General features: G+C 62.7%; 29 protein-coding genes. 19 read left to right on the top strand and 10 right to left on the bottom strand.

What is annotated here, in order from left to right:
- Nucleotides 1–13: 13 nt before the first annotated feature.
- The 3 genes from PO883_RS15905 to PO883_RS15895 all read right to left on the bottom strand — a co-directional run bounded on the left by PO883_RS15905 (nt 14) and on the right by PO883_RS15895 (nt 3,060).
- Entirely contained in the window at nt 14–559 is a 546-nt protein-coding gene (locus PO883_RS15905; RefSeq protein WP_289310632.1) for an alpha/beta hydrolase, read from the bottom strand.
- Between the two features lie 73 nt (nt 560–632).
- Nucleotides 633–1,115: a hypothetical protein gene (locus PO883_RS15900; RefSeq protein ID WP_289310631.1), complete on the bottom strand. Its 483-nt coding sequence runs from the start codon at nt 1,113–1,115 to the stop codon at nt 633–635.
- Nucleotides 1,116–1,251: 136 nt separating this feature from the next.
- Nucleotides 1,252–3,060, bottom strand: a complete 1,809-nt coding sequence (locus PO883_RS15895; RefSeq protein ID WP_289310630.1) for a cellulase family glycosylhydrolase — start codon at nt 3,058–3,060, stop codon at nt 1,252–1,254.
- 385 nt (nt 3,061–3,445) lie between these two features.
- On the opposite strand from PO883_RS15895, the gene PO883_RS15890 reads away from it, so the two are divergent.
- Nucleotides 3,446–4,096, top strand: coding sequence for a TonB family protein (locus PO883_RS15890; protein WP_289310629.1), 651 nt, complete (start codon nt 3,446–3,448; stop codon nt 4,094–4,096).
- A gap of 41 nt (nt 4,097–4,137) precedes the next feature.
- Here PO883_RS15890 and kynA read toward each other — a convergent pair whose 3' ends face one another.
- A complete protein-coding gene (gene kynA / locus PO883_RS15885; RefSeq protein ID WP_289310628.1) occupies nt 4,138–4,980 on the bottom strand; it encodes a tryptophan 2,3-dioxygenase in 843 nt (280 codons plus the stop codon).
- Between the two features lie 23 nt (nt 4,981–5,003).
- On the bottom strand, nt 5,004–6,242 hold the full coding sequence (gene kynU, locus PO883_RS15880) for a kynureninase (RefSeq protein ID WP_289310627.1): 1,239 nt from the start codon (nt 6,240–6,242) through the stop codon (nt 5,004–5,006).
- A gap of 534 nt (nt 6,243–6,776) precedes the next feature.
- On the opposite strand from kynU, the gene flhD reads away from it, so the two are divergent.
- The 18 genes from flhD (at nt 6,777) to PO883_RS15790 (ending at nt 22,086) form a co-directional block, all read left to right on the top strand.
- Nucleotides 6,777–7,094 carry a flagellar transcriptional regulator FlhD gene (gene flhD / locus PO883_RS15875; RefSeq protein WP_054267168.1) on the top strand — a complete coding sequence of 106 codons (318 nt, stop codon included), beginning with the start codon at nt 6,777–6,779 and terminating at the stop codon, nt 7,092–7,094.
- Nucleotides 7,095–7,151: 57 nt separating this feature from the next.
- Nucleotides 7,152–7,754, top strand: a complete 603-nt coding sequence (flhC, locus tag PO883_RS15870) for a flagellar transcriptional regulator FlhC (protein WP_289310626.1) — start codon at nt 7,152–7,154, stop codon at nt 7,752–7,754.
- Nucleotides 7,751–8,569 (top strand): class I SAM-dependent methyltransferase, encoded by an 819-nt coding sequence (locus PO883_RS15865; protein WP_289310625.1) that lies wholly within the window; start codon nt 7,751–7,753, stop codon nt 8,567–8,569. The genes flhC and PO883_RS15865 overlap by 4 nt, the downstream gene beginning before the upstream one ends.
- A gap of 186 nt (nt 8,570–8,755) precedes the next feature.
- Nucleotides 8,756–9,616: a flagellar motor stator protein MotA gene (gene motA, locus PO883_RS15860; RefSeq protein WP_167084886.1), complete on the top strand. Its 861-nt coding sequence runs from the start codon at nt 8,756–8,758 to the stop codon at nt 9,614–9,616.
- A gap of 56 nt (nt 9,617–9,672) precedes the next feature.
- Nucleotides 9,673–10,614, top strand: a complete 942-nt coding sequence (motB, locus tag PO883_RS15855) for a flagellar motor protein MotB (RefSeq protein WP_289310624.1) — start codon at nt 9,673–9,675, stop codon at nt 10,612–10,614.
- A gap of 28 nt (nt 10,615–10,642) precedes the next feature.
- A complete protein-coding gene (locus PO883_RS15850) occupies nt 10,643–11,191 on the top strand; it encodes a chemotaxis protein (protein ID WP_289310623.1) in 549 nt (182 codons plus the stop codon).
- 58 nt (nt 11,192–11,249) lie between these two features.
- Nucleotides 11,250–11,615 carry a response regulator gene (locus PO883_RS15845; RefSeq protein WP_054267173.1) on the top strand — a complete coding sequence of 122 codons (366 nt, stop codon included), beginning with the start codon at nt 11,250–11,252 and terminating at the stop codon, nt 11,613–11,615.
- A gap of 55 nt (nt 11,616–11,670) precedes the next feature.
- Nucleotides 11,671–13,818, top strand: a complete 2,148-nt coding sequence (gene cheA / locus PO883_RS15840) for a chemotaxis protein CheA (RefSeq protein WP_289310622.1) — start codon at nt 11,671–11,673, stop codon at nt 13,816–13,818.
- A gap of 29 nt (nt 13,819–13,847) precedes the next feature.
- Nucleotides 13,848–14,348, top strand: coding sequence for a chemotaxis protein CheW (locus PO883_RS15835; RefSeq protein WP_373890072.1), 501 nt, complete (start codon nt 13,848–13,850; stop codon nt 14,346–14,348).
- Nucleotides 14,349–14,437: 89 nt separating this feature from the next.
- Entirely contained in the window at nt 14,438–16,135 is a 1,698-nt protein-coding gene (locus tag PO883_RS15830) for a methyl-accepting chemotaxis protein (protein ID WP_289310621.1), read from the top strand.
- Between the two features lie 60 nt (nt 16,136–16,195).
- Nucleotides 16,196–17,038 carry a CheR family methyltransferase gene (locus tag PO883_RS15825; protein ID WP_308605915.1) on the top strand — a complete coding sequence of 281 codons (843 nt, stop codon included), beginning with the start codon at nt 16,196–16,198 and terminating at the stop codon, nt 17,036–17,038.
- Between the two features lie 29 nt (nt 17,039–17,067).
- Nucleotides 17,068–17,676, top strand: coding sequence for a chemoreceptor glutamine deamidase CheD (gene cheD, locus PO883_RS15820; RefSeq protein ID WP_181002760.1), 609 nt, complete (start codon nt 17,068–17,070; stop codon nt 17,674–17,676).
- A 31-nt stretch (nt 17,677–17,707) separates the two neighbouring features.
- Nucleotides 17,708–18,772 (top strand): chemotaxis response regulator protein-glutamate methylesterase, encoded by a 1,065-nt coding sequence (locus PO883_RS15815; protein ID WP_167084872.1) that lies wholly within the window; start codon nt 17,708–17,710, stop codon nt 18,770–18,772.
- Nucleotides 18,773–18,921: 149 nt separating this feature from the next.
- Nucleotides 18,922–19,320 (top strand): chemotaxis response regulator CheY, encoded by a 399-nt coding sequence (gene cheY, locus PO883_RS15810; protein WP_054267179.1) that lies wholly within the window; start codon nt 18,922–18,924, stop codon nt 19,318–19,320.
- Nucleotides 19,321–19,322: 2 nt separating this feature from the next.
- The gene (gene cheZ, locus PO883_RS15805) at nt 19,323–19,988 is read left to right on the top strand and encodes a protein phosphatase CheZ (RefSeq protein WP_289310619.1); all 666 of its coding nucleotides are present in this window, start codon (nt 19,323–19,325) and stop codon (nt 19,986–19,988) included.
- 74 nt (nt 19,989–20,062) lie between these two features.
- Complete coding sequence (locus PO883_RS15800) at nt 20,063–21,271, top strand: EAL and HDOD domain-containing protein (protein ID WP_289310618.1); 1,209 nt, start codon at nt 20,063–20,065, stop codon at nt 21,269–21,271.
- A 148-nt stretch (nt 21,272–21,419) separates the two neighbouring features.
- On the top strand, nt 21,420–21,725 hold the full coding sequence (locus PO883_RS15795) for a cyclic-phosphate processing receiver domain-containing protein (protein ID WP_289310617.1): 306 nt from the start codon (nt 21,420–21,422) through the stop codon (nt 21,723–21,725).
- Nucleotides 21,691–22,086, top strand: coding sequence for a hypothetical protein (locus PO883_RS15790; protein WP_289310616.1), 396 nt, complete (start codon nt 21,691–21,693; stop codon nt 22,084–22,086). The genes PO883_RS15795 and PO883_RS15790 overlap by 35 nt, the downstream gene beginning before the upstream one ends.
- A gap of 93 nt (nt 22,087–22,179) precedes the next feature.
- Here PO883_RS15790 and panC read toward each other — a convergent pair whose 3' ends face one another.
- The 5 genes from panC to PO883_RS15765 all read right to left on the bottom strand — a co-directional run bounded on the left by panC (nt 22,180) and on the right by PO883_RS15765 (nt 26,280).
- A complete protein-coding gene (gene panC, locus PO883_RS15785; protein WP_167084862.1) occupies nt 22,180–23,019 on the bottom strand; it encodes a pantoate--beta-alanine ligase in 840 nt (279 codons plus the stop codon).
- Between the two features lie 35 nt (nt 23,020–23,054).
- Nucleotides 23,055–23,966, bottom strand: coding sequence for a ScpA family protein (locus PO883_RS15780; protein WP_289310615.1), 912 nt, complete (start codon nt 23,964–23,966; stop codon nt 23,055–23,057).
- Between the two features lie 17 nt (nt 23,967–23,983).
- Nucleotides 23,984–24,193, bottom strand: a complete 210-nt coding sequence (locus tag PO883_RS15775; protein WP_099876892.1) for a DUF3460 family protein — start codon at nt 24,191–24,193, stop codon at nt 23,984–23,986.
- 103 nt (nt 24,194–24,296) lie between these two features.
- Nucleotides 24,297–25,613 (bottom strand): hypothetical protein, encoded by a 1,317-nt coding sequence (locus tag PO883_RS15770; RefSeq protein ID WP_289310614.1) that lies wholly within the window; start codon nt 25,611–25,613, stop codon nt 24,297–24,299.
- A gap of 187 nt (nt 25,614–25,800) precedes the next feature.
- Nucleotides 25,801–26,280, bottom strand: coding sequence for a GNAT family N-acetyltransferase (locus PO883_RS15765; protein ID WP_289310613.1), 480 nt, complete (start codon nt 26,278–26,280; stop codon nt 25,801–25,803).

The raw sequence follows: 26,280 nt of genomic DNA, 5'->3' as shown, positions 1-26,280 counted from the left end.
TTCACCTTCACCTTTATTCCGACACCTGCCGGCACAACTCCCCCAGCAGCTTTTCCCCTTCCGGCCAGTCCCCATACCCGCTATCCCCATTGATATGCCCCGCGTCGCCAATCTCGACGAAGCGGCTGCCCCACGCCTGGGCAAACGCGCGCGCGCGTTCGATCGACACATAGGGATCGTTGGTGCTGGCCACCACAATGCTCGGAAAAGGCAGCTTGTTCAGCTGCATCGGCGCAAACCCCACCGCTTCGGACGGAAACGCAGCGCTTTCCGCATCGGCCGGCGCCACCAGGAACGCGCCGCTGATACTGAGCGCCGACTCCGAGCGCGCCCAATGCGCCACCAGCCCGCACGACAAACTGTGCGCCACCAGGATCGGCGGCCCTTCGCTCATGGCGATCGCCGCATCGACTTCATCGACCCATTCCTGGCGGTCGGGGTTATTCCAGTCGCGGTGCGCGACACGCTTCCATGCCGGGTTGCGCTGCTCCCAGTGCGTTTGCCAGTGCGACGGGCCCGAGTTCCAGATCCCCGCCAAAGTCAGTACATCGCAATCCATTACCCCTCCGTCGTTAACAAGTCGATAGACGATTGTACGACCAAAGTGAATTGCGCCTGCGGCGCCCGGTGCGTCAGAAGGTGAGGGTCAGCGTTCCGTGGAATGGCACGGCCATCCAGCGCGCGCTCAAGTCCAGCGCGCCCTGGTACAGCAGCCGCTCGGCATCGATGCCGGCCAGGTTGAAGGGCGCCCGCTCGCGCGCCAGGCACGCCATGCGCACCGCTTCGGCGAAGTCGGCATCGTCGAACTGGCCGCTCCAGAGCTGGGTCTGGAGCGCTTCGAGCACCGCTTCGACCTGGATCGCTTCGGTGTCGACTTGCAGGCCGGCCGGGTCGTGCGCCATCTCCATGGCAAAGCTGGCTTCGGCACCGCGCGCCACCAAGCCGGTAAAGCCGTTGCGCAGGCCAGGCGTGGACTCCACCACATAGTGGACCAGGTCATGCGGCAAGATGCCCTGGCGCGGCATCGCGGTCTGGGTACTGCTGCCGTCGTCGCGCAGGTAGCGCAAGCGGTCGAGTTTGTCGGATTTGCCGAGTTTTTCCGCAATCAGTTGCATCGTTAAACGCGCAAGTCGTACCTGCTTCGGGCGCAGTGAAGTCGACAATGGTAGCAGTCGATGGCTTGCAACGGCACGATAATTTACACGTATTGCAACGTGCCGCCGCAAGCATGCGCTAGCGCGCCTGTCCGGATTACTGCGCGCCCTTGCTCACCTTGATCCAGTTCAGGTTCCAGCCGCCTTGTTTGGCGTAGACGCCGAACGAATGGCTGCCGGCATTGAGCGTGACGGTTTTCTTGACCGATGCCCAGGTTTGCCAGCCGCCCGTGGCCGGAACCGCGACTGTCGCGTAGGTCGGCTTGCCGCCGGCTTCCTCGAAACTCAGTTCACCGCCGCCCACGCTGGCGACCCGGAATTCGATGGTGTAGGTGCCGGTGTCGGGAATCGTGACGGGCGCGTTGGTGTAGGACATCCAGTCGCCGGTATCGATATGGCTCGCGTTCCTGCCGCCGCCGGCGTCGGTGGTCTGCTCCGACTCCACGCCGCTCATGGCTGCATGGTCCTCGGCCTGGATCAGCGCGATCTGCCCGCCCGAGCCGGCCGCGGCGATGCTGATCCAGTTCAGGTTAAAGCCGCCGGCCTTGGCCGCGAAGCCGATCGATTGCTTGCCGGCGGGGAGCTGCACGTCGTGCGAAATGGTGTTCCAGGTCTGCCAGCCGCCGGTCGCCGCCACCGCTTTGGTACCGAATACCGGGCTGCCGCCGGCCCGTTCCAGGCTGATGTTGCCGCCACCGCTGGCGCTGGCCACGCGGTAGGAAACCGTGTACAGGCCGGCGGCCGGCACGTCGACCGTGTAGTTCATCCAGTCGCCGCTGTCGATGTAGCCGACATTCTGGCCGCCGCCGGCGTCGCTGGTGGTTTCAAGCTGCACGCCGCTCATCTGGCAATAGGCTTCGGCCTGGATCGTGGCCGGTACCGTGGCCGTGGTGCAGCCGGTGTCGGACGACGACGGCCAGTTGCGCACCGTTTCGCGGGCTTGCTTGCCCGATTCGGTCAAGTCCCAGTTGGCCCAGCCGCCGGTGGAGCTGGCGCCGGGCACCAGGCTGGCCGAGCCCTCCCTGGCGTCGTCCAGCGCCCAGTTGGCGTTGCTGATGTTGTGCTTCTTCATGAAGTCGATCCAGGCATTGGTCTCGGGGTAGTTCACGCCGCCGTTGCCGTCGGCGTTGACCGAACCCCATTCGGTCACGAACAGGGCCAGGCCGTTGTTCATGGCGGTGCTGGCCTTGTCGCGCAGGTACTGGGTGTGGGTGCCGGCGTAGAAGTGCAGGGTGTAGGCGATGTTGGAAAATCCGGTGATCGGGTTGCGCGAGGCAATGTCGGCGTCTTGCGACCAGTGCGGCGAGCCGACGATGATCAGGTTGTCCGGGTCGATCGCGCGGATCGCCGCGATCACCGCTTGCGCGTACGGCTTGACGTTGGCGTCCCAGGTCACGTCGTCCTTCGGCTCGTTGTAGATCTCGTAGATGACGTGCTTGTTGTGGCCGTAGGTGCGCGCCATCTCCTGGAAAAAGGCGATCGCTTCGTTTTGGTGGCGGAAGGCGTAGTGCGAGTGCCAATCGATGATGACGTACATGTCCTTGGCGATGGCGGCGTCCACCACGGCCTTGACGCGCGCCTTGTTCGCGGCCGGGAACTGGAGGTAGCCCCCTTGGTCTTCCACGCCCATGGCGGCGCGCACCAGTTTGGCCTTCCAGTCGTCCTTGAGCCAGCCCACCGCGCCGGCGTTGTAGAAGCGCTCTCCGGGCCAGCCGGTGTTGGACCAGTACAGGCTGCTGCCGCTGATGCTGCCCGGTTTGCCGCCGACCAGCACCTGGTTGCCGCTGACCGAGAGGGCCGGCACGTCAGCCAGCGCGGCGCCGGCGCACAGCGACAAGGCCAGGGCGATGAGGGTGGTGCGGAAAGTCGGACGGGATGCTGCTGCGTTGCTAAGGGTCATGCTCATCGCTGTTGTCTCCTGAGTGGATGTCTGTGAGCGAGGGGCGACGCGCCAGTGGCGGGTTCAGGCTTGCTGCCATCTCGGTGCTGCGTGCGGCGCGCGCTGGCGCCTGGCGTCCCCGAATAGGTTTGAAATCGTTTTCAGGTGACTGTGTGGCATTTGACATCACACCCTTGGCGAAGTCAATGGAAACCTTTCCGTTTTGCGGCCTGGAAGAAACACTGACTTACTGCAAGTATTGGGATTTCCTGCCAGCGGCAGGCACAAGGAATGCCATCAGGCAAATTTTTGGACTAGAATTCGCGCATTGGAATGATCTTGCCGTTCAGTTTGAGCAGCTCACATTCCGGAGCCGGCACGGTGCCGGGTTCAAACATTAGAAAGCTTGAGCGTGATCAAAAAATTGTTCCAAGTGGGCGCAGTGCTGCTGACTTCACTCGCCGCCGTCACTGGCTGGGCCCAGGACGCGAGTGGCGGATTCCGTCGAGTGGCCGTGATCGCCTGCAACCCACCCGGGTGGACCGATGAAGCCCGGCGCTATGAACTGGAGGGAACGACGGTTCTGCAGTACGACGTCGGCGACGACGGGCGGCCCTCATCCGTTCGGGTGACGCGCGGCAGTGGCTGGAAAGTCCTCGATCACATGGCCATCCGTGACATTGAAAGCTGCCGCTTCGAGCAGACCTCCGACCCGCAAGTCGTCCGTGCCGGATTGATGGTGGCTTATGAGTGGAAGCTGGCCGACAATGGGCAAACGCCAGAACCGGCCGCGCTGGTGGCTGGCAGCTGCCAGGCGTCGAAGTCGCCGTATTTTGGCGCCTTCCTGCCCGTCACAGGCAAGCTCGTTCGTCGGGCTGATGGCATTGCGGTGCGCTTTCTTCTTGATGAAGCAGGCAATACCTTCGGTATGAAAACCGAGGAAACCGACCCTGCCGCCGTGAGCGCGGCAAGCGCATTCATACAGTCTTGCCGCTTTACGCCAGCCACGCTCGATGGCAAGCCGGCACGCGGCAATTTGTACGGCTGGCTCATCGTGAAATAGCCGTATGGGGGAGGAGGACCTGCCCGCCGCGCGTGAGCGACTTACAGGGCCGTGCGCAGGGCGAACAGCTCGGGAAACAGCACCACATCGAGCATCTTGCGCAGGTAGCTCACGCCGGCCGTGCCGCCGGTGCCGGTCTTGAAGCCGATGATGCGCTCGACCGTCGTCACGTGGCGGAAGCGCCAGAAGCGGAACGCCGTCTCCAGGTCGACCAGCTTTTCGGCCAGTTCGTACAAGGCCCAGTGCTGCGACGGTTCCTGGTACACGGCCAGCCAGGCCGCCTTGACCGATTCGTCGGCCGTCGTCGGCAGGGTCCAGTCGGCGTTCAGGCGTTCGGGCGCGATGGCAAAGCCGCTGCGCGCCAGCAGCATGACCGCTTCGTCGTACACCGATGGCGCGCGCAGCTCGCGCTCGAGCACGGCGTGGGCCGCCGGGACTGTTTCGTGGACGCCCAGCAGGGCGGCATTCTTGTTCCCGAGCAGGAATTCAAGTTCGCGGTACTGGTGCGACTGGAAGCCCGAGGAGGCGCCCAGAAACGGGCGGATGGCGGTGTATTCGGGCGGCGTCATGGTGGCCAGCACGTCCCAGGCGTGCACCAGCTGGTCCATGATGCGCGCCACCCGCGCCAGCATCTTGAAGGCGGGCGCCAGTTCGCCGGCGCGCAGGTTCACGCGCACGGCCTGCAGTTCGTGCAGCATCAGCTTGAGCCATAGTTCGCTGGTCTGGTGCTGCACGATGAACAGCATTTCATTGTGGTTGGGCGAGCGCGGATGCTGGGCATTGAGGATCTGGTCGAGCCCCAGGTAATCGCCGTAGCTCATCGCTTCGCTGAAATCCATCTTGGCCCCGTGCCATTGGGCCGGGCATTTTGCTTCATCGGACATGATTGCACTTTCAGGTAACTGGGTCAGGTAACTGCGCCGCGGCTGGCGGCGATATCGTAGGCTTGGTCGTCGAGGATCTGGCGCAGGATCTCGACCGCATCCCACACATCGGCGAAGCTGGTGTACAGCGGCGTGAAGCCGAAGCGCATGATGGCCGGCTCGCGGTAGTCGCCGATCACGCCGCGCGCGATCAGCGCCTGCATCACCGCGTAGCCGTGCGGGTGGGTGAAGCTGACCTGGCTGCCGCGCCGGGCGTGCTCGCGCGGGGTGGCAAGGTCCAGCGGATGGCTGGCGCAGCGCGCTTCCACCAGGGCGATGAAGGCATCGGTCAGGGCCAGCGACTTGGCGCGGATGGCTTGCATGTCGGTTTGCTCGAAGATCTCCAGCCCGCATTCGACCAGGGTAAGCGAGACGATCGGCTGGGTGCCGCACAGCGCGCGCCCGATGCCGGCGGCCGGCGCGAATTCGGGCACCATGGCGAAGGGATTGGCGTGGCCCCACCAGCCCGACAGCGGCTGGGTGAAGGCTTGCTGGTGGCGTTCGGGCACCCAGATGAAGGCTGGCGCGCCGGGGCCGCCGTTGAGGTACTTATAGGTGCAGCCGACGGCCAGGTCGGCGCCGTCGCGTTGCAGGTCGACTGGCACGGCGCCGGCCGAGTGGGCCAGGTCCCACAGGATCAGCGCGCCTTGTTCGTGCGCGTGGCGGCTCATGGCGCCCATGTCGTGCTGGTAGCCGGTGCGGTAGTTGACGTGGGTGAGCATGACCACGGCGCAGTCGGCGCCAATGGCGGCGGGCAGCTGGTCCACCGAGTCGACCAGGCGCAGCTGGTAGCCGCGGTCGAGCCAGCTGGTCAGGCCCTGGGCCATATACAGGTCGGTGGGGAAGTTGCCGCGCTCGGTGACGATGATCTTGCGCTGCGGCGCGCCCGACTGCATGTGGAGGGCGGCAGCGAGCGCCTTGAACAGGTTGAGCGAAGTGGTGTCGTTGACCACCACTTCACCGGGGCGCGCGCCGATCAGCGGGGCCAGGCGGTCGCCAAGGCGCTTGGGCAGGTCGAACCAGCCGGCCGTGTTCCAGCTGCGGATCAGGTCCTGGCCCCATTCGCGCGCGATGACGTCCTGGGCGCGGGAGAGCGCCGCGCGCGGACGGGCGCCCAGCGAGTTGCCGTCGAGGTAGATCACGCCGTCCGGCAGGTCGAAATGCTGGCGCAAGGGGGCCAGGGCGTCGCCGGCGTCGAGGGCAAGGCAGTCGTTACGGTTCATCGTTCACCTTAAAAATACTTTAGGCTTCATCTAATTTGAGCCAATGCGGGAGTGTAGCAAGAAAATTAAGGGGGGAGGAGGGGGGGGCTGTCACTGTTGCCAGCGCCGTCGTTCCGCCAGTCCCCGTCGGGCGAAAAAATATGTTCACATCCCCCTCAAGTTCCCCCGCCCACCCGCCGTAAAAGACTCGGACACGCGGGACTTTAAAAATCTTTTCAGATTTTTCGAAATTATTTTCAAAAAACCCTCAAGTTCTCCAAAAGTTTGACGTAACCGGTACAAGACGACAGAAATACAACGTCGACGGGTCTGCTGCAGCGCGCCCCGCAATTCAATTTTCCGCCCCGGTTTCATAGGGGCGCGACCATGATCCGGCAGGGTTCGTAGGACGAACACCTACGGACTCGCCTCATCTGTACCTCACCCAAAATACAGGCGCGCGCCTATTCTCGTATTGTTGCTGTACAGTCAGAATCTATCTCACTGGCAATACGAACACAGCGCCAGATTTCAACGGATTGAAGGAGACGGAAAATGACTGCGAACGACATGATGGCTGAAATTCGTGATGCGAACCTGAGCTACCTGATGCTCGCCCAGCAGATGATCCGCGCCGACAAAGTGACCGCGATCTTCCGTCTCGGGATTTCGGCGGATATCGCCGAGCTGATCGAAAACATGAGCAATTCCCAGATCCTGAAGCTGGCCGGCGGCAACATGATGCTCGCGCGCTTCCGTTTCGACGACAGTGCTATTCTGTCGATGTTGACCAACAATAGCAAAGACCGTGTTCTCGCCCAGTCCCACGCCGCCATCCTGATGGCCGGCCAGGCTGTCGAAGAAATCGTTTAACGCCCGTTGGCTTTTTTGCAGCCATCGCCGCTGAAAACAGCAACGCCGGGAGTCTTCATGTCCAAGAAAAGCGTCGTATCGGAAGCCCAGGAAATCCAGCTGGCGATCGAATTGATTCACCTTGGCGCCCGCCTGCAACTGCTCGAAACCGAGGTCTCGCTCTCGCGCGAACGCTTGCTCAAGCTGTACAAGGAACTCAAGGGCGTCTCGCCGCCGAAGGGCATGCTGCCTTTTTCGACCGACTGGTTCCTCACCTGGCAGCCGAATATCCACTCCTCGCTGTTCATCAATATCCATAAATTCCTCACCGACCACGCCGGCGCCAGCGGCATCGAAGCGGTCATGAAGGCGTACAAGCTGTACCTCGAACAAATGCCGCCCGAGCCCGGGGTCGAGCCGCTGCTGTCGCTGACGCGCGCGTGGACCCTGGTGCGCTTTTTCCAGAGCAAAATGCTGGCCATGGCCCCGTGCGACAAGTGCCAGGGCAAGTTCGTGGTCGATTGCCTCGACCTGAACCACGCTTACCAGTGCGGCCTGTGCAATATGCCTTCGCGCGCCGGCAAGACCAAGAAGGTCAAGGATGCCAAGGATGCCAAGGATGCCAAGGACGCGAGCGATGCCAGGGACGCGCACGCCGCCGCCGCGCTCCTGAACGCGTGACCGGCCCCGGCCACGTTGTGCGCGGCAAGGCCGAAGGGCAGGGCGCAAGTCTTGCCCTTCGCCGCATCTGGCGCGCGCCCGCAGTGCAGGCACTGGTGCTGCAATGCGCCGCCTGTCCGCTGACCCTGGTCGTGGTATTCCTGCTGGCGCGCGCCGGCGCCAGCATGTCGTATGCCGACGCGGCCCTGGTCCAGGGCATCCTGGCTTGCGCCCTCACGCGCCTGCGCGGCCTGGCCGTGTGGTGGCTCGGCATCCAGCTGGTGTTTCCACTGGCACTGATGGGCACCCACCGCCTGCAAATTCCGCCGCTGCTGTTTCTCGGCATCTTCCTGTTCCTGCTGGCGCTGTACTGGTCGACCTTCCGCACCCAGGTGCCGTACTACCCGTCCGGCAAATGGGTGTGGAATGAAGTCGACCAACTGCTGCCGAACGACAGGCCGCTGCTGGTGGTCGATATCGGCAGCGGCCTGGGCGGGTTTACGATGGAGATGGCGCGGCGCCGCCCGGCCTCGCAATTCGTGGGCATCGAGCTGGCGCCGCTGCCGTGGCTGCTCAGCTGGCTGCGCGCGCGCCTCACCGGCAGCCGTGCCCGTTTCGTGCGTGGCGATTACGACAATCTTGATCTGAGTAACTACGACGCGGTGTTCGCTTATCTGTCGCCGGCGGCCATGAGCGCCCTATGGAACAAGGCCTCGCGCGAGATGCGTCCGGGCGCGATGTTGCTCAGTTATGAGTTTCTGATAACGGAAAAAACACCGGATATTATTCTTATGCCTACAGGGCGTGGCGCGCCTCTGTACGGATGGCACTTTTAGGAGACAACCGGGAGGGTTTTCCTTGCCGCTCGGGCCATCTCACGCTATTGTAGTTCCGTATGTAAATTAAATGAATCGAGCTTTTTAAAGATCCGCCAGCATAAATTGCCATTCATATACTGGCGTTGTTATCTTTAAAACGTCGGGCGCTGCCCGAGCTCTTTCCACCTTGGGAGTCAGCGCACTTTGTTAGTCATACTCGGATACATCATCGTTTGCGGGTCGGTCTTCGGTGGCTTTGCCGCCAGTGGCGGCCACCTCGCGTCGCTGTTCCAGCCGCTCGAACTGGTGATGATCGGCGGTGCGGCTCTGGGCGCTTTCTTTGTCGGCAATAATGGCAAATCGATCAAGGCCACGCTCAAGGCGGTGCCCGCCCTGTTCAAGGGCTCGCGTTATACCAAGGACCTGTATATGGAAATGATGTCGCTGCTGTTCGACGTCCTTTCCAAAGTGCGCAAGGAAGGCTTGATGTCGATCGAAGGCGATATCGAAAACCCGGAACAAAGCCCGGTATTTTCAAAATATCCCGGCGTGCTGTCCGATCACCATATTGTTGAATTCATGACCGATTATCTACGGCTGATGGTATCGGGAAATATGGACGCTTTCCAGATTGAAAATCTGATGGATAACGAAATTGAAACGCACCACCACGAAGGCGCGGTGCCGGCGCATTGCATCGCCAAGCTGGGCGATGGCTTGCCGGCGTTCGGCATCGTGGCCGCGGTGATGGGCGTGGTGCACACCATGGAATCGGTCGGCATTCCGCCGGCCGAACTGGGCATCCTGATCGCCAAGGCGCTGGTCGGTACGTTTCTGGGCATTTTGCTGGCGTACGGCTTCGTCGGCCCGCTGGCCAGCCTGCTCGAACAGAAGCTGGAAGAGTCGACCAAGATGTTCCAGTGCGTGAAAGTGACCCTGCTGGCCAGCCTGAACGGTTACGCGCCGGCGCTGGCGGTCGAATTCGGCCGCAAGGTGCTGTATTCGACCGAGCGCCCGACCTTTGCCGAGCTGGAAGAGCACATCAAGAAATCGAAGACCAAATAAGCCCATCATGCACAGCGCCCCTTCTTCCCGCATGATGCCGACCGCACGGAGCGCTTATGTCCGATGAAGGCCTGCGCCCGATTATCGTCAAACGCATCAAGAAGACCGCCGGCGGCCACCACGGCGGCGCCTGGAAGATTGCCTACGCCGACTTCGTGACAGCGATGATGGCCTTCTTCCTGCTCATGTGGCTGCTGGGCTCGACCAGCAAGGGTGACCTGAATGGCATTTCCGATTTTTTCCAGACCCCGCTGAAGGTGGCGCTGGCGGGCGGCTCGGGCAGCGGCGACAGTTCCTCGATCGTGCAGGGCGGCGGGCAAGACCTGTCGCGCCGCAACGGCCAGGTCAAGCGTGGCAGCAACGATCCGGGCAAGAAAAGCGTGGATCTGAAGACCGCCAAGGCGATCCTCGAAGCGGCCGAGGCGGACCGCCTGAAAACGCTCAAGGCCAAGCTGGAAGCGACCATCGATGCCAATCCGCTGCTGAAAAAGTACAAGAACCAGCTGTTGCTCGATATCACCAGCGAAGGCTTGCGGATCCAGATCGTGGATGAATTGAACCGGCCCATGTTCAACCTGGCCAAGGCCGAACTGCAGCCGTACACGCGCGACATCCTGCACGTGATCGGCATCGTCCTGAACGAAGTACCGAACCGGATCGGCCTGTCGGGCCACACCGATTCGACGCCCTACATGAGCGACACCGGCTACAGCAACTGGGAATTGTCGGCCGACCGGGCCAACGCCTCGCGCCGCGAACTGGTCATCGGCGGCATGAGCGACGCCAAGATCCTGCGCGTGGTGGGGCTGGCCGCGGCCGCGCCGCTGGACCGCCAGGACCCGTTTTCCGCGATGAACCGGCGGATCAGCATTATCGTCATGAACAAACGGACCGAAGAAGCGGTGATGCGCGATGGCGCCTCGCTGGAGGTGCCGGAGCAGCCGGGCGTCGCTACGCCGGCGGCAGGGCAAACAGCGGCACCGAAGGCAGCGCCATGAAGGACAGGAAAGACAGGGGAGAGGGCGAATGACAAGAAAGAAAATACTGGGCTCGCACGTGAAGCGCTTGCTGTCGGGCGTGTCGGATCACGGCAAGAAGCACCTGACGGAAGTCGAGACCGATCTGATCCAGACCGAGCTGCTGCTGGAGGAAGCCATCGACAAGCTCACCAGCAGCTTCATGGCGATCCACACTGCGGTCGGGGCCCGGCAGGACACCATCAACCTGCTGCTGGCCGGCGGCACCCCGAGCGCGGAGGATGGCGCGCGCCTGAGTGCCATGTCCGACGAAATCGGTGCCTACGTGAACACGGCCATCACCAGCATGCAGTTCCAGGACATGACCAGCCAGCTGATCGACCGTACCCTGAAACGCGTGACCGGCCTGCGCGAATTTCTCGGCACCCTGGGCTCGCATGGCGCCGACATCGTGCCGGAAGCGGGCAGCGAGGAAATCGTCGAACTGCTCGGCAAGGTCAGCATGGCGCTGGCGATCCAGTCGCTCGAATTACGCAGTGTACTAAGAAAAGCAGTCAATCAGCAGCATCTGGAAAGTGGCGACATAGAACTGTTTTAAGGTTCACTCTCGATGATTAGGGGCGCTGTGCCCCGATTTAAAAAAAGCAGGAGCAAAAATGGCTAAAACAATACTCGCAGTCGATGATTCCAGTTCGCTGCGCCAGATGGTGGCATTCAGTCTCAAGGCCGCGGGCTACCTCGTGGTGGAAGCGGTCGACGGCCAGGACGGGCTCGAAAAAGCCAAGCAGCAGACGGTCGACCTGGTGCTGACCGACCAGAACATGCCGCGCATGGACGGCCTGTCGCTGATCAAGCTGCTGCGCGGCCTGCCCGCGTACCAGAAGGTGCCGATCCTGATGCTGACCACCGAATCGTCCGACGAAATGAAGACCAAGGGACGCGCGGCCGGCGCCAACGGCTGGCTGGTCAAGCCGTTCGACCCGCAGCGCCTGATTGAAGTGGTCAAAAAAGTCATCGGCTGATGACCGGGGTGGGAGTAGGCGCAATGATGCATCGCGAAATTCACGGAGTCTGAACATGACCATCGACATAAGCCAGTTTTTCCAGGTCTTCTTCGATGAAGCCGAAGAACTGCTGGCCGAAAAAGAGCGTCTGCTGCTGGCCGTCGACATTGCGTCGCCGGATCCGGAAGACCTGAACGCCATTTTCCGCACCGCCCACTCGATCAAGGGCGGTTCGTCGACGTTCGGCCTGAACGACATGACCGAAGTGACGCACATCCTGGAGTCGCTGCTCGACCGCATCCGCAAGGGCGAAATGGCGCTCACCGCCGAGCATGTGGACGCGTTTTTGGCGGCCAAGGACATCCTCAAGATGCAGCTCGACGGCCACCGCAACGGCGCCCACGTCGACCAGGATGCCGTGGCCGACGTGCGCATGATGCTGCAGGAGCTCTCGCAAGACGTGGTGCCGGTAGCCGCGCCGCCCGCGCCCTCGTTCATCCAGAGTTCGATCAAGGCCAATGTGAGCAGCGGCGGACGCCGCTTTCGCATCGAGATGCCGCACGTGGAGCAGCGCGACGTCAATGCGCTGACCGCCGAACTGGGGCTGCTCGGGCGGGTGTCGGTCATGCCGCTGCCGGGCGAGCGGCATGCGATCACCGTCACCACCCACGAGTCGCTCGATGACATCATCGCGATCTGCTCGTTCGTGCTCAATCCCGACGACCTGAAGATCTTCGAGGCGCCCGCGCTCACGCCCGAGCAGCAGGTCATCGAAGACCGCGAACGGGCCAAGGTCGAAGGCGACATGGGCTACGGCTTCTTCGACCCGATCGACGCCCCCAGCCAGGACAAGACCGACGAAGAGCGCGGCTACGGCTTCTTCCAGCCGATCGAGCACATTCGCGCCACGGCCGGCATCGTGGCGCCGCCGCCGGCCAGCGCCGCGCCGGCCGCCGCGCGCGCCGAGCCGCTCGACGTCACCGAGCCGGCCGAGAAAAAGGTCGTCAAAAAAGACGACAAGCACGCCGCCGCCGAATCGTCGTCGATCCGCGTCTCGATCGAAAAGGTCGACCAGCTGATCAACCTGATCGGCGAACTGGTGATCACCCAGGCCATGATCGAGCAGCGCAGCGACGTCCTCGACCCGATGCTGCACGAGCGCCTGTTGAACAGCGTCAGCCAGCTCACGCGCAATACGCGCGACCTGCAGGAAGCGGTTATGTCGATCCGCATGATGCCGATGGATTTCGTGTTCTCGCGCTTTCCGCGCATGGTGCGCGACCTGGCGGCCAAATTGGGCAAGAAGGTCGACTTCATCACCAACGGCGCCGCCACCGAACTGGACAAGGGCCTGATCGAGCGCATCGTCGATCCGCTCACCCACCTGGTACGCAACAGCATCGACCACGGCATCGAAATGCCGGAAGCGCGCGCCGCCGCCGGCAAGACCGAAGCGGGGCGCCTGTTCCTCTCGGCCGGCCACCAGGGCGGCAATATCGTCATCGAAGTGTCGGACGACGGCGCTGGCCTGAACCGCGAACGGATCCTCGCCAAGGCGGTCCAGAACGGGCTGCCGGTAAACGACAACATGAGCGACGCCGACGTCTGGCAGCTGATTTTCGCGCCGGGCTTTTCGACCGCCGAAACGGTGACCGACGTGTCGGGGCGCGGGGTGGGCATGGATGTCGTCAAGCGCAACATCATGGCCATGGGCGGCTCGGTCGACATCCGCTCGGCCAAGGGCTTCGGCACCACCATCTCGATCTCGCTGCCGCTCACCCTGGCGATCCTGGACGGCATGTCGATCCGCTGCGGCGAGGAAGTCTACATCCTGCCGCTCGGCTTCGTGGTCGAGTCGCTGCAGCCGTCGCTTGAGGACATCAAGGAAATCTCCGGGCGCGGCCCGGTGATCAAGGTGCGCGGCGAATACCTGCCCCTGATCCCGCTGTACCAGATGTTCGACATCGTGCCGCGCTTTACCAATCCGTGCGAAGGTATCGTGGTGATCCTGGAGTCGGACGGGCGCAAGGCCGGCCTGTTCGTCGACGACCTGGTCGGGCAGCAGCAGGTGGTGGTCAAGAACCTCGAATCGAACTACCGCAAGGTGACCGGGATTTCCGGCGCCACCATCCTGGGCGATGGCGGCGTGTCGCTGATCCTCGACGTCTCGGCGCTGATGCGCTCATCGCGCCAGTTGGCCGACGACGCCATCTTCTCTTAACCAATACAGCAACCAGATAGGAATTAATCATGTCAATGACCTCAAGCTCCTCCAAGAATGGCGACGTCAAGGATGGCGCCGGAAGCGAATTCCTGGCTTTCACGCTCGGTTCCGAAGAATACGGGATCGACATTCTGAAAGTGCAGGAAATCCGCGGCTACGAAGCGGTCACCCGCATCGCCAACGCGCCGGAGTTCATCAAGGGCGTGATCAACCTGCGCGGCATCATCATTCCGGTGGTGGACATGCGCATCAAGTTCAACCTCGGCACCCCGGTGTACGACCAGTTCACGGTGGTCATCATCCTCAATATCGGCGGGCGCATCATGGGGGTGGTGGTCGACAGCGTCTCCGACGTGACCACCCTCACGCCCGAGCAGATCAAGCCGGCCCCGGAAATGGGCACCGCCTTCGGTTCCGACTACCTGGTCGGCCTGGGCACGGTCGACGAGCGCATGCTGATCCTGATCGACATCGACAAGCTGATGTCGTCCAGCGAAATGGGCCTGATCGAAAAACTGGCCGCCTGAGACGCGCCGGATCAGCAAGCGCAACGCCGGTGCGAGGAGCTCGACAGAAGCGCCACGCCACATCATATGAAAGTATCGAGGAGAGAACCATGAATCTGCGCGATTTTAAGATTGGTACGCGTCTGGCGTTTGGTTTCGGCAGCATTCTGCTGATTCTGGTGGCGATGGCATTGACGGCGAGTTTTCTCAATTCGCGCAACAAGAACAGCCTGATGACGGGCCTGGCCAGTTCCAGCGCCCAGAACCTGCATGCCGCAAGCATGAAGAGCGCGATGCTGGAAACCGGCATCGCCATGCGCAATATCGGCCTGCAGGCCGACGTCGCGCTGATGCAGAAAGAGCAGGACAAGGTCAAGACGCAGAGCAAGCGCTATGAAGAGGCGCGTACCAGGCTGCAGGCCACCGGCCTGGACGAAGCCGAAACCAAAATGCTGTCCGACATCGCCGCGCTCGACAAGGAAGTCGACGTCGCCTTCAAGGAAGCCATCGGCCAGGTGCTGGCCTTTAACAGCGAAGGCGCGGCCAAGGTGATCGCCCAGCGTATCGATCCGCTGAACCAGAAGACGCTCGATGTCCTCAACAAGCTGGTCGACAAGCAGCAGCTCGAAGCGGACGACTTCCTCAAGAAATCGGTGGAAGCCGACCAGCGCGTGGGCATGATCATGTTCGTGGTGTGCGCCCTGGCCGTGGCGCTGGGCGTGGTGTGCGCGCTGGTCATCACGCGTTCGATCACTTCGCCCCTGCTGGGCGCCGTACGGGTGGCCAAGAAGGTCGCCGCCGGCGAGCTGACCTCGGAAATCCGGGTCGAGGGCAAGGATGAAACGAGCGAACTGCTGCAGGCGCTCAAGGACATGAACGACAGCCTGTCGAAGACCGTGGGCGACGTGCGCTCCGGGACCGAGATGATCACGGTGGCCTCGCAGGAAATCGCCTCGGGCAATGCCGACCTGTCCTCGCGCACCGAATCGCAAGCCAGTTCGCTCGAAGAAACCGCCAGCTCGATGGAAGAACTGACCAGCACCGTCAAGCAAAATGCCGACAACGCGCGCCAGGCCAACCAGCTGGCCGTGTCGGCGTCGTCGGTGGCGGTCAAGGGGGGCGCCGTGGTATCGCAGGTGGTTGATACCATGGGCTCGATCAAGGAAAGCTCGCGCAAGATCGTCGACATCATCGGCGTCATCGACGGCATCGCCTTCCAGACCAACATCCTGGCGCTGAACGCCGCGGTGGAAGCGGCGCGCGCCGGCGAACAGGGTCGCGGCTTCGCGGTGGTGGCTTCGGAAGTGCGCAACCTGGCGCAGCGCTCGGCCGGCGCGGCCAAGGAAATCAAATCGCTGATCGGCGACTCGGTCGACAAGGTCGATGCCGGCAGCAAGCTGGTCGATGAAGCCGGCCAGACCATGGACCTGATCGTGACCTCGATCAAGCAGGTGGCCGACATCATGGGCGAGATCACGGCGGCCACCCAGGAACAGAGCAACGGCATCGAAGAAGTCAACCAGGCCATCACCCAGATGGATGAAATGACGCAGCAGAACGCGGCCCTGGTCGAGCAAGCCGCGGCGGCGGCCGAGAGCATGCAGGAGCAGGCCCAGTTGCTGGCCGCCGCCGTGAGCATCTTCAAGCTCAATGGCGACGAGCGCAAGGCGGCCGTGCATGCGCCGCTGCGCGCCGCTCCGGTGGCGCAGCGCGCTGCGACGCGCGCGGTGGCCACCGTGGCCAAGCCGGCGGCCAAGCCGCGCAAGCTGGCCGCGGCGGCACCGGGAGACGACTGGGAAGAGTTTTAAGCTGCCTGCGGGCCGCCCGGCCCGACGCGCATACAAATGGAAACAGGGTGAAGCAAGGTGATGCAAACGAAAATGGAAACCGTCAAGGAATTCGACTTCACCAAAAGTGATTTTGAGCGCGTGCGCGCACTGATTTACCAGCGCGCCGGCATTTCGCTGGCCGACAGCAAGCAGGAAATGGTCTACAGCCGCCTGGCGCGGCGCCTGCGCGCCACCGGCATCGTCTCGTTCGGGCGCTACCTGGACGACCTGGAAGCGGGGCGCCTGGGCGAGGAGTGGGAATCGTTCACCAACGCGCTCACCACCAACCTGACCTCGTTCTTCCGCGAGGCGCACCACTTTCCGCTGCTGGCCGAGCATGTGAAAAAGCTGCGCGACCATCCGATCCAGATCTGGTGCTCGGCCGCGTCCACCGGCGAGGAACCGTATTCGATCGCCATGACCGTGTGCGAAGCGTTCAACACGCTCACCCCGCCGGTGCAGATCATCGCCACCGACATCGACACCAATGTGCTGGCCACGGGCGCCAACGGCGTGTACGGGATCGACCGCATCGAAAAGCTCGAACCGGAACGCGCGCGGCGCTTTTTCTTGCGCGGCAAGGGCGACCAGGAAGGCATGGTGCGCGTGCGTCCCGAACTGCGCCAGCTGGTCACCTTCAAGCAGCTCAACCTGCTGGGCGACGGCTGGCCCGTGAAAGGCCCGTTCGACGTCATTTTCTGCCGCAACGTGATGATCTATTTCGACAAGGCGACCCAGCGCAAGATTCTCTCGCGCTTCGTGCCGCTGATGAAGCCCGATGCGCTGCTGTTTGCCGGCCACTCCGAAAATTTCCTGTACGTGTCGGAGTCGCTCAAACTGCGTGGCAAAACCGTGTACGAACTCGATGGTCGCCGGAGCTGATGCGACCCGCAGTGAACTGAGAACTGAACATGGCTATCGAAATCAAAGAACAATTCGCAACCAACGTGTACTACGACCGCACCTTCGACTGCGACGCGGCCAAGATCCTGCCGGGCGAGTACTACTACACGCCCAAGGACATGCTGATCGTGACGGTGCTCGGTTCCTGTGTCTCGGCCTGCATCCGCGACAAGGTCACGGGCCTGGGCGGCATGAACCACTTCATGCTGCCGGACGGCGGCAGTGACCCGAACAGCCCGATCTCGGCCTCGATGCGCTACGGGACGTACGCGATGGAAGTGCTGATCAACGACTTGCTCAAGGCTGGCGCGCGGCGCGAGAACATGGAAGCCAAAGTGTTCGGCGGCGGCGCGGTGCTGCGCGGCTTCACCGCGATCAACGTGGGCGAGCGCAATGCGGCGTTTGTGATGAACTTCCTGAAGACCGAAAAGATGCGCGTGGTGGCCGAAGACCTGAACGACATCTGGCCGCGCAAGGTGTATTTTTTCCCGCGCACCGGCAAGGTCCTGGTCAAGAAGCTGATGCAGACCCATAACGATACCCTGGCGCGGCGCGAACTCGATTACGCCAGCCGCCTCAAGGTCGAACCGGTCGGCGGCGCGATCGATCTGTTCTAGCCGACTGCCCCGTCAATCCTGAAAGCCCTATATGAAGATCAAAGTACTGATCGTGGACGATTCGGCGCTGATCCGCAGCGTCATGAGCGAGATCATTTCGAGCCAGCCCGACATGGAAGTGGTGGGCGTGGCGCCCGATCCGCTGGTGGCGCGTGAACTGATCAAGCAGACCAACCCGGACGTGCTCACGCTCGACGTCGAGATGCCCAAGATGGACGGCCTCGATTTCCTCGAGAAGCTGATGCGCCTGCGACCGATGCCGGTGGTGATGGTGTCCTCGCTGACCGAGCGCGGATCCGAAATCACGATGCGCGCGCTGGAACTGGGCGCGGTCGATTTCGTGACCAAGCCGAAGATCTCGATCCAGAGCGGGATGCGCGAATACACGGAACTGATCTCGGACAAGATCCGCGCCGCGTCCAAGGCGCGCATCAAGCCGCGCACCGTGACCGGCGAAAAGGCGGTCGGCGCGCTGCCGGCCCTGCGCAATCCGCTCACCTCGTCGGAAAAACTGATCATCATCGGCGCCTCGACCGGCGGCACCGAAGCGATCCGCGAATTCCTGATGCAGATGCCGTCCGACTGTCCCGGCATCCTGATCGCCCAGCATATGCCGGAAGGGTTCACCACCTCGTTCGCGCGCCGTCTCGACACCCTGTGCAAGATCAGCGTGCGCGAAGCGGCCGGCGACGAGCGCGTGCTGCCCGGCCACGCCTACATCGCGCCGGGCCACTCGCACCTGCTGCTGGCGCGCTCGGGCGCCAACTATGTGACCCGCATCGAGCAGAGCGAACCGGTCAACCGGCACCGCCCCTCGGTCGACGTGCTGTTCCGCTCGGCGGCGCAGGCGGCCGGTAAAAATGCGGTCGGGGTGATCCTGACCGGGATGGGCAAGGACGGCGCCGCCGGCATGCTGGAAATGAAGACGGCGGGCGCCTACAACTTCGCCCAGGACGAGGCATCGTGCGTGGTGTTCGGCATGCCGCGCGAAGCGATCGCCATGGGCGGCACCCACGAAGTGGGGGCCCTGAGCGCGCTGCCGGGCATGGTCCTTGGCTATCTGGCAACGCATGGCAGCCGCGCGTTGCGCGTTTGATCCGGTTTGGTCTGGTTTGGTCCGAATTACTGTCTTTTTGCTGCTCGTTTATTCGCTTCACAGCAACAAAACTGCTATCCTTTAGTCTGCTTCGCCAGTAGGGGGAAGTCTGTCAATAACCAAAGTAAGAGAATCAACGGAGTAATTTAATGGCTGATCCAAAGATGCGTTTTTTAGTTGTTGACGATTTCTCCACGATGCGCCGCATCGTGCGTAATCTGTTGAAAGAACTGGGTTATGCCAATGTCGACGAAGCGGAAGACGGCGTCATGGCGCTGGCCAAGCTGCGTAGCGAAACCTTCGACTTCGTGGTCTCGGACTGGAACATGCCCAACATGGATGGCCTGACCATGCTGCAGAACATCCGCGCCGACCCCGCGCTGGCCAAGCTGCCGGTGCTGATGGTGACGGCCGAAGCCAAGAAAGAGAACATCATTGCCGCCGCCCAGGCGGGCGCGAATGGCTACGTGGTCAAGCCGTTCACGGCTGCCACCCTGGATGAAAAGCTGAACAAGATTTTCGAGAAGCTCGAAAAAAGCGGAGCGTGACCATGAGCGAGCACCTCACCGGAGGCGCAGGCCAGGCGGTCGGTGGATCGGAGGAGCCGGGCGTGCACGACGAGTTCCTCAGCCGCATCGGGCACATGACGCGCGCGCTGCACGACAGCCTGCGCGGCCTGGGCCTCGACAAGCTGATCGAAAAAGCCGCCAGCGACATTCCGGATGCGCGCGACCGCCTCGACTACGTGGCGCGCCTGTCCGAACAGGCCGCCCAGAAGGTGCTCACCGCGACCGAAGCGGCCGGCCCGCTGCAGGACCGGATCGACAGCGGCGCGGCCGGCCTGTCGGCCTCGTGGCAAGCACTGCTCGACGCACCGGCCACCAGCGACGCCGAATGGCGCGCGCTGGCCGGGCGCAGCGTGGCGGCCATGGCCCAGGCACGCACGGCCAGCAGCGCCACCAAGGGCTACCTGATGGACATCATGATGGCCCAGGACTTCCAGGACTTGACCGGGCAAGTGATCACCAAGGTGACCACCATTACCCGCAACCTGGAACAGCAACTGGTGCAAATGCTGGTCGATTTCGCGCCGGCCGAGGTCAAGCGTGAATACGACAATGGGCTGCTCAATGGCCCGCAGATCGATCCGACCCGGCACGACGTGGTCTCGAACCAGGGCCAGGTCGACGATCTGCTGGACAGTCTGGGCTTTTAATCCGGCTGAGATTTTGAGTCAGGCGGGGCGCATTGCCCCGCTTTCGCATCGGCAACACCTTAACGACCCATACAATGCACGAATCAAATTTTATCGTCCGCGAACCCCTGCTCGATCCCAAGCAGCGCGTGATCGGTTATGAATTATCCTGGCAGCATCAAGAAGACCAGCCCGTCACCGACGAAGAGCTCGAAGCGCTGATCGGCTTCGTCGCCGAAAACGTCAATGACGACGAGCATGGCTGGCTGCTGAAAGACAAGATCCTGTTCCTGGACGCGGTCCCGAACATGCTCTCGACCGACGCCCTGTTCGCCATGCCGCCCGAGCGCACCGTGCTGACCATGAAGGCTTCCGACCTGGCCGACCCGGACACCCTGGCCGCGGTGCAGGGCTTGCGCGCCGGCGGCGTCGGCATTTCGGTGCGCGACGGCGACCTGGCCCACCTGGGCCCGAATCTCGGCATGAGCGCTTCCTACATCGAAGTGCGCTTCTCGGGCGCCGACGTGGCGGCGCAGGCGCGCACCTACGCGGCGGCCAAGCAATCGTCGGTGCGCATGGTCGGCCGTCCGGTCACCACCTGGTCCGACTTCGACGCCTGCGCCGCGCTCGGCCTGGACGCCTTTGTCGGCAAGCTGCACCTGACCCCGCGTCCTGGTATGCCGGTCAAGGGCATGAACCCGGCCCAGACCATCATCCTGCAACTGATGCAGATGGTGCAAAAGAACGAAGACATCCCCAAGATCGAAAGCGTGCTCAAGCGCGATCCGGCGCTCTCGTACAAGCTGCTGCGCTTCATCAACTCGGCTGGATTTGGTGTCGGGCGCGAGATTCAATCGCTGCGCCAGGCCATTACCATGCTGGGCTACTCGCCGATGTACCGCTGGCTGACCCTGTTGCTGGCCACGGCCAGCACCAGTGGCTACTCGCCGGTCCTGATGGAAACGGCGGTCGTGCGCGGGCGCCTGACCGAGCTGCTCGGCAACAAAGGCTTGCCACGCAGCGAGAGTGAAAACCTGTTCATGACCGGCATGTTCTCGCTGCTCGACCGCCTGCTGGGCCTGTCGATGAAAGAAGTGCTCGACACCATCCAGTTGCCGGACGAAGTGGTGCGCGCGCTGCTTACCCGTGGCGGCGCGTACGGACCGTACCTGGCGCTGGCCGAAGCCTGCGAGCTCAACTCGCAGCTGGTGGCCTCGCTGGCCAAGTCGATCAACATTGCGCCGGTCGACGTCAACAAGGCCCACCTGTCGGCGCTGGCCTGGGCGCAAAACATCAGCACCTGACCATCGGCCTTGCCGCACGACTTTATTGCACAACCGGGGTCAGAGCTCCAATCAGAAATCTTTCTGATCGGAGCTCTGACCCCGGTTGTTTTTTTGCCATTTTTTTGGCGAACCGGGTATGCTCTCGCGGGGAAGGCGGCAGGTGTTGATGAAAGTGTATCTTGACGATGAACGTGCCACGCCCGATGGCTGGGTGCGCGTCTACTGGCCGGACGAGGCCATCGCCTTGCTGGCGGGCGGCGCGGTTACGCACCTCAGCCTGGACCACGACCTGGGCGACGATGCGCGCGGCACCGGCTACGATGTGGTGTTGTGGATCGAGGAACAGGTATTTACCGCCGGCTTTCGGCTGCCAGCGATGCGGGTGCACTCGGCCAATGCCTCTGCACGGGAAAAAATGGAAGCGGGAATCCGAACAATTGAACGTTACGCCGGCCGTGCTGGCACTGAATAAAGGAAGTTCTGTGGGGAAACGAATGATCTCACGCCTGGTCGCAGGCGTCCTGATCGCCGCGCTGTCGAGTGCGGCCAGTGCCAATCCGGTTCACATGCAGTTGGCAAAGATGACGCAAACCAAGCGCAAGGCGGCGCTGGCGGAGGCGGTGACCGATGCGGGCATCCGCTGCATCGGCATCAAGCGCGCGATCTACCAAGGCAGCGATGAACGCGACACGGCGCTGTGGAGTGCCCGCTGCGTCGATGGCAGGCTGTTTGCGGTGGAGATCGACAACGACGCACAAGGCACTACCCGCGTCGAGCGCTGCAAAACGCGCAAGCGCGGTGCCAGCAACTGCAAATTCAAGGGCAGATTCTAAATCCGGATCAGCTTACCTCCTAGAATGACTTTCCACACCGGGGTCTGACCTCGACTTTCCACACCGGGGTCAGACCCCGGTTTTGTTGTGGGGTCAGATTTCGAGGTTGTCGATCAGGCGGGTGGTGCCGAGCTTGGCCGCAGCGAGCACAACCAGCGGCGCGCCTTGCGCCAGGTCGCCCGCCGTCGGCGGCTGCAAATCGTTTTGCTTGCGGATCGAGATGTAGTCCGGCTTCCAGCCGCGCCGCGCCAACTCTTCCATCGCCTTGTGCTCAAGCTGGAAGATATCCAGGTGGCCGGAGCGCACTTCATTCGCCACCGCATTCAGGCTCTGGTACAGCGCTGGCGCTTCAGCCCGCTCCGCTTCCGATAAATACATATTGCGCGACGATAGCGCCAGCCCGTCGTCCGCACGCCAGGTCTCGGCCGCGATAATCTGCGTCGGCAGGGCGAATTGACGGCTCATATTGCGCACCATCATCAACTGCTGGTAATCCTTCTTGCCGAATACGGCCACCTTGGGTTGCACGCACGAAAACAGTTTCAGCACGATGGTGGTCACGCCCGTGAAGAAGCCCGGACGGAATTCCCCTTCCAGGGTATTGCCGAGGTCTTGCGGCGGGCTGACGCGGAACTCTTGCGGCTCCGGGTACAAATCCTTCTCGGTCGGCGCAAACAGCACGTACACGCCTTCCTTTTCCAGCTTTTCGACGTCGGCCTGGAAGGTGCGCGGGTATTTGTCGAAGTCTTCGTTCGGCCCGAATTGCAGGCGGTTCACGAAAATCGAGGCCACCACCGGGTCGCCATGCTTGCGCGCCAGGCGCATCAGCGAGAGATGCCCTTCGTGCAGGTTGCCCATTGTCGGCACGAAGGCCGTGCGCAGCTGGCCGCTGAGCTGGTCGCGCAGTTCTTCAACGGAAGAGATGATTTTCATGGGGCTTTCCTCAAACGGGTATCAAATGGATCGGCTTACGCCGGGGAGTAGGCGAGGCGCACGTAAATCGGCGCGAACGGCTCGGCCTGGGTAATTTCTATCAGGGTTTCCTTGGCCAGTTCCAGCATGGCCACGAAGTGCACCACCACGATGGGCACGCCGCCCTGGCCCTGGAACAAGTCGGCAAATTCGACGAAGCGCGCCGATTGCAGCTGCCGCAAGATCGAGGTCATGTGCTCGCGCACCGACAGTTCCTGGCGGCTGATGCGGTGATGCTGGGTCAGCTTGGCGCGCTTGAGCACGTCCAGCCAGGCGCGCTGCAAGTCGAGCGGGTCGACATCGGGCCAGTTGGGAATGTTGCTCTGTTCGACGAACAATTGCGGCCGGGTGAAGTCGCGCTCGAGCTGGGGAATGGCGTTGATTTCGTAGGCGGCCAGCTTGATCTGCTCGTAGTCGAGCAAGCGCCGCACCAGGTCGGCACGCGGATCGTAGGTGTCGAGCAGGTCGTCCTCGGCCACGCGCTGCGGCAGCAGCATGCGCGATTTGATTTCGATCAGCATGGCGGCCATCAGCAGGTATTCGGCGGCCAGTTCCAGGTTGTGCAGGCGGATCTGGTCGACATATTTCAGGTATTGCAGGGTGACCTGCGCCATCGGAATGTCGAGGATGTTGAAGTTTTGCTTGCGGATCAGGTACAGCAGCAAGTCGAGCGGACCTTCGAAGGCGTCAAGGAAGATTTCCAGCGCGTCGGGCGGAATGAACAGGTCGGTTGGCATGCGCAGCAGCGGCTCGCCGTACAAACGGGCAAACGCGGGTACCTCTTCCGGCGTCTGCAGCACCGCCGGCAACTCGACCGGCGCGGCAGTCGGTGCGTCACGTAGTGCGTCACGTAGTGCGTCGCCTGGCTCTGTGGCGAGTTCTTCCGTCGCCGCCTCATCTGGCAACATGGTCTCGCCCTGGGATGTCAGAGTTTGTTCTGGTACACGTAGGCCTGTTGGCTGACGCGCGATTCCTTGGTTTTATCCTGCTCGGCCAGGGAAGTCGGGGCCTTGTCCCACAGCAGCGCGCGGCCGGCAATCTGACCGGCTTCCATCTCGGGATTCTTGGCCTTGAGTTCGCGGATGAACTTGGTGTGGTCGGATTCGTAAAGCTGGAATTGTTTGGTCAGTTTCATGGTATGGACTTGGGTAGCGGACAATGCTATTTTACCGCGAGCAAGGCGGCAGGGGGAATTCGTCGGCCGCCAGGGCGGGCCGACGAGGCGTGCGCTCGCGCGCTTATGGGTGCAGCAGGTTCAGTTGCCTGGCGATGATGTCGTGATTGAGCCACAGCACCGGGGCGATTTTCTCGGATGCGCCATAAAACATCAGCGGACCGGCGCTTTCCAGCACCAGCGCGCTCAGGTGGTCGGTGATCAGGGCCTTGCGGTCCTTGTGCAGCTTGGTCATGTCGTCCGAGGTGCCGATCATGACCTCGGCCAACGGCAGCGTGTTGTCCATCGGCCAGGCGTCGAAGTTGCGGAAGCTGGCGCTGACCGGGTCGTTGTTGTAGGCCTCGATCTGGTCGATCAGGCTTTGCACGGAGACGCCATCGTTCAGCAGTTCCTGGCAGGCGGCCCATTGCTGCTCGGCCCAGGCGGCGCCGCCTTCGCGTTTCAGCGCGCTCAGAAGCGGGAACAGCGACAGTTCGACACCGGCAAAAATGTCGGACGAGTTGGTGCGGATTTCCGGGCAGTTGAAGACGGTGGCGCTGATCCCTTGCGCCCAGGCTGCCTGCGCGACGCTTTCGAGGCGCATCTTGGCGTAGCCCTGGGTGTAGTTGGTGTAGGTCTGCCACTGGTACTTGCCGTCGATCAGGATCTCGCTGCCGTGGTAACCGTAGGCCGTGTAGCGCACCTGGCCGCCCTTGGCGACGACGCGGTCGCGGATGGCGGCGCTGGCGGTCATCAGGTGTTGCAGGGTGTTCGCCGTGACTTCGTCGAAGTTCATCAAGATCAGCTTGCCGAGGTCGCTATCGAGCAGTTCGCGCGAGGACATGAAGCGCTCGCCGCGACCCTTGTAGATGCGGTTGGCGATGGCCAGGAAGGCCTTGATCTTGGGAATGCCACCGGCCATGGTGTGGGCGAAGAAGACATTGCTGCCGTCGGGAATCAGTTTGTCGATCTCCGCCATGGCTTGGGCGGCGGAGCTGGTGAAGCGGCGCACGCCGACTTCACGGCAGCGCTCGACAGCGGCCCAGTCCAGCTTTTCTTCCTGCCAGCCTTTGAGGGTCAGGCCGGCCAGCATTTCGGTCGGGTTCTGTTCGCCTGCGGGCGCGTCGAGGTCGAAGCCGGCCATCAGCGGCACATTGATGATGCGCCCGCCCAGCTTGGCTTCGGCTTCGGCCAGTTCTTCTTCGTTGAGTGCGCGCAGCGCGTTGTTTTCGTCACGGCGGCCGACGGTGATGCCGACGATGGTCATGCCGGCCTTGCGTGCCTCATCGATCAGGCCGTTAGCGTAGCCGCGGCCGAACAGTTCGCCGAACAGTACGAACACATCGCCCTTGCGAAACAGGTTGGCGTGCGGGATGTGCCTCAAGGAAGTCAATTCGGTCATAGATACCACTCAAAAGTAAGAAGGTTCGGGCCCCGGGCCCACCACCCCGGCCGGCGCCACGAGGGCGCAAGTGCGGGGCATGTTGTTTTTCTCGTCAAGCGCGACATTATAGCGCCCGCTTGCGGCCTTCGATATCGCGGTTCCGATAGCGGCACTCATGTGATGCATTGCAAGGATGGCGATGGCGTCAATGGCGCAGCACGCGCCGCATCACGCGCGGCGGCGGTTCCGCCGCATTGGCGTGGGAATAGTCGAGTTCCTCGGCCAGTTCGAATGCATAGGCGGCGTACAGGTCGAGCAGCTTGGGCTGGTCGCTGCGCACCGCCAGCCGCAGTTCCTGCACGCCGCTGGCCAGGCTTTGATGGATCACCGCTTCGAGCAGATGCTGGGACAAATTGCCGCCGCGGCAGTGCGGCAGCACGCCCATGCGCCGGATTTCCCACACGTCCGGTTCAAGGTCGTGCGGCGCCCAGCGCACCGAACCGACCGGCGCATCGTCTTGCAGCAGGATGAAGGCGCCGCCGCAGCGCAGCTGTTCGGCCACGCGCTGGGCGGTTTCGCGGTGCCCGCTCGACGTCACCGTCACCGTGCCGGCCCAGGAGGCCCGGGTCAGGTCGGCGATCAGCTGGGCGTCGTCGTCGCTTGCCGGGCGCACCACGAGGTTCAT

Origin of the sequence: Massilia sp. DJPM01 (genome assembly GCF_030348125.1) — a bacterium.
In the GTDB taxonomy this organism is placed as follows: domain Bacteria; phylum Pseudomonadota; class Gammaproteobacteria; order Burkholderiales; family Burkholderiaceae_D; genus Telluria_A; species Telluria_A frigida.
The sequence above is the reverse complement of the archived record's forward strand: the minus strand, read 5'-3'. Positions and strand labels throughout refer to the sequence as shown.

Bases quoted from the DNA above. Each gene is read 5' to 3' on its own strand.
- flhD (WP_054267168.1), top strand. From the start codon at position 6,777: ATGACTGCGAACGACATGATGGCTGAAATTCGTGATGCGAACCTGAGC.
- PO883_RS15770 (WP_289310614.1), bottom strand. From the start codon at position 25,613: ATGACCGAATTGACTTCCTTGAGGCACATCCCGCACGCCAACCTGTTT.
- kynA (WP_289310628.1), bottom strand. From the start codon at position 4,980: ATGTCCGATGAAGCAAAATGCCCGGCCCAATGGCACGGGGCCAAGATG.
- PO883_RS15800 (WP_289310618.1), top strand. From the start codon at position 20,063: ATGCACGAATCAAATTTTATCGTCCGCGAACCCCTGCTCGATCCCAAG.
- PO883_RS15775 (WP_099876892.1), bottom strand. From the start codon at position 24,193: ATGAAACTGACCAAACAATTCCAGCTTTACGAATCCGACCACACCAAG.
- PO883_RS15835 (WP_373890072.1), top strand. From the start codon at position 13,848: ATGTCAATGACCTCAAGCTCCTCCAAGAATGGCGACGTCAAGGATGGC.
- PO883_RS15830 (WP_289310621.1), top strand. From the start codon at position 14,438: ATGAATCTGCGCGATTTTAAGATTGGTACGCGTCTGGCGTTTGGTTTC.
- PO883_RS15900 (WP_289310631.1), bottom strand. From the start codon at position 1,115: ATGCAACTGATTGCGGAAAAACTCGGCAAATCCGACAAACTCGACCGC.
- PO883_RS15795 (WP_289310617.1), top strand. From the start codon at position 21,420: ATGAAAGTGTATCTTGACGATGAACGTGCCACGCCCGATGGCTGGGTG.
- panC (WP_167084862.1), bottom strand. From the start codon at position 23,019: ATGAAAATCATCTCTTCCGTTGAAGAACTGCGCGACCAGCTCAGCGGC.
- flhC (WP_289310626.1), top strand. From the start codon at position 7,152: ATGTCCAAGAAAAGCGTCGTATCGGAAGCCCAGGAAATCCAGCTGGCG.
- cheZ (WP_289310619.1), top strand. From the start codon at position 19,323: ATGAGCGAGCACCTCACCGGAGGCGCAGGCCAGGCGGTCGGTGGATCG.
- PO883_RS15895 (WP_289310630.1), bottom strand. From the start codon at position 3,060: ATGAGCATGACCCTTAGCAACGCAGCAGCATCCCGTCCGACTTTCCGC.
- PO883_RS15825 (WP_308605915.1), top strand. From the start codon at position 16,196: ATGCAAACGAAAATGGAAACCGTCAAGGAATTCGACTTCACCAAAAGT.
- motB (WP_289310624.1), top strand. From the start codon at position 9,673: ATGTCCGATGAAGGCCTGCGCCCGATTATCGTCAAACGCATCAAGAAG.
- PO883_RS15905 (WP_289310632.1), bottom strand. From the start codon at position 559: ATGGATTGCGATGTACTGACTTTGGCGGGGATCTGGAACTCGGGCCCG.
- cheD (WP_181002760.1), top strand. From the start codon at position 17,068: ATGGCTATCGAAATCAAAGAACAATTCGCAACCAACGTGTACTACGAC.
- PO883_RS15845 (WP_054267173.1), top strand. From the start codon at position 11,250: ATGGCTAAAACAATACTCGCAGTCGATGATTCCAGTTCGCTGCGCCAG.
- PO883_RS15850 (WP_289310623.1), top strand. From the start codon at position 10,643: ATGACAAGAAAGAAAATACTGGGCTCGCACGTGAAGCGCTTGCTGTCG.
- kynU (WP_289310627.1), bottom strand. From the start codon at position 6,242: ATGAACCGTAACGACTGCCTTGCCCTCGACGCCGGCGACGCCCTGGCC.
- PO883_RS15765 (WP_289310613.1), bottom strand. From the start codon at position 26,280: ATGAACCTCGTGGTGCGCCCGGCAAGCGACGACGACGCCCAGCTGATC.
- PO883_RS15815 (WP_167084872.1), top strand. From the start codon at position 17,708: ATGAAGATCAAAGTACTGATCGTGGACGATTCGGCGCTGATCCGCAGC.
- PO883_RS15780 (WP_289310615.1), bottom strand. From the start codon at position 23,966: ATGTTGCCAGATGAGGCGGCGACGGAAGAACTCGCCACAGAGCCAGGC.
- cheY (WP_054267179.1), top strand. From the start codon at position 18,922: ATGGCTGATCCAAAGATGCGTTTTTTAGTTGTTGACGATTTCTCCACG.
- cheA (WP_289310622.1), top strand. From the start codon at position 11,671: ATGACCATCGACATAAGCCAGTTTTTCCAGGTCTTCTTCGATGAAGCC.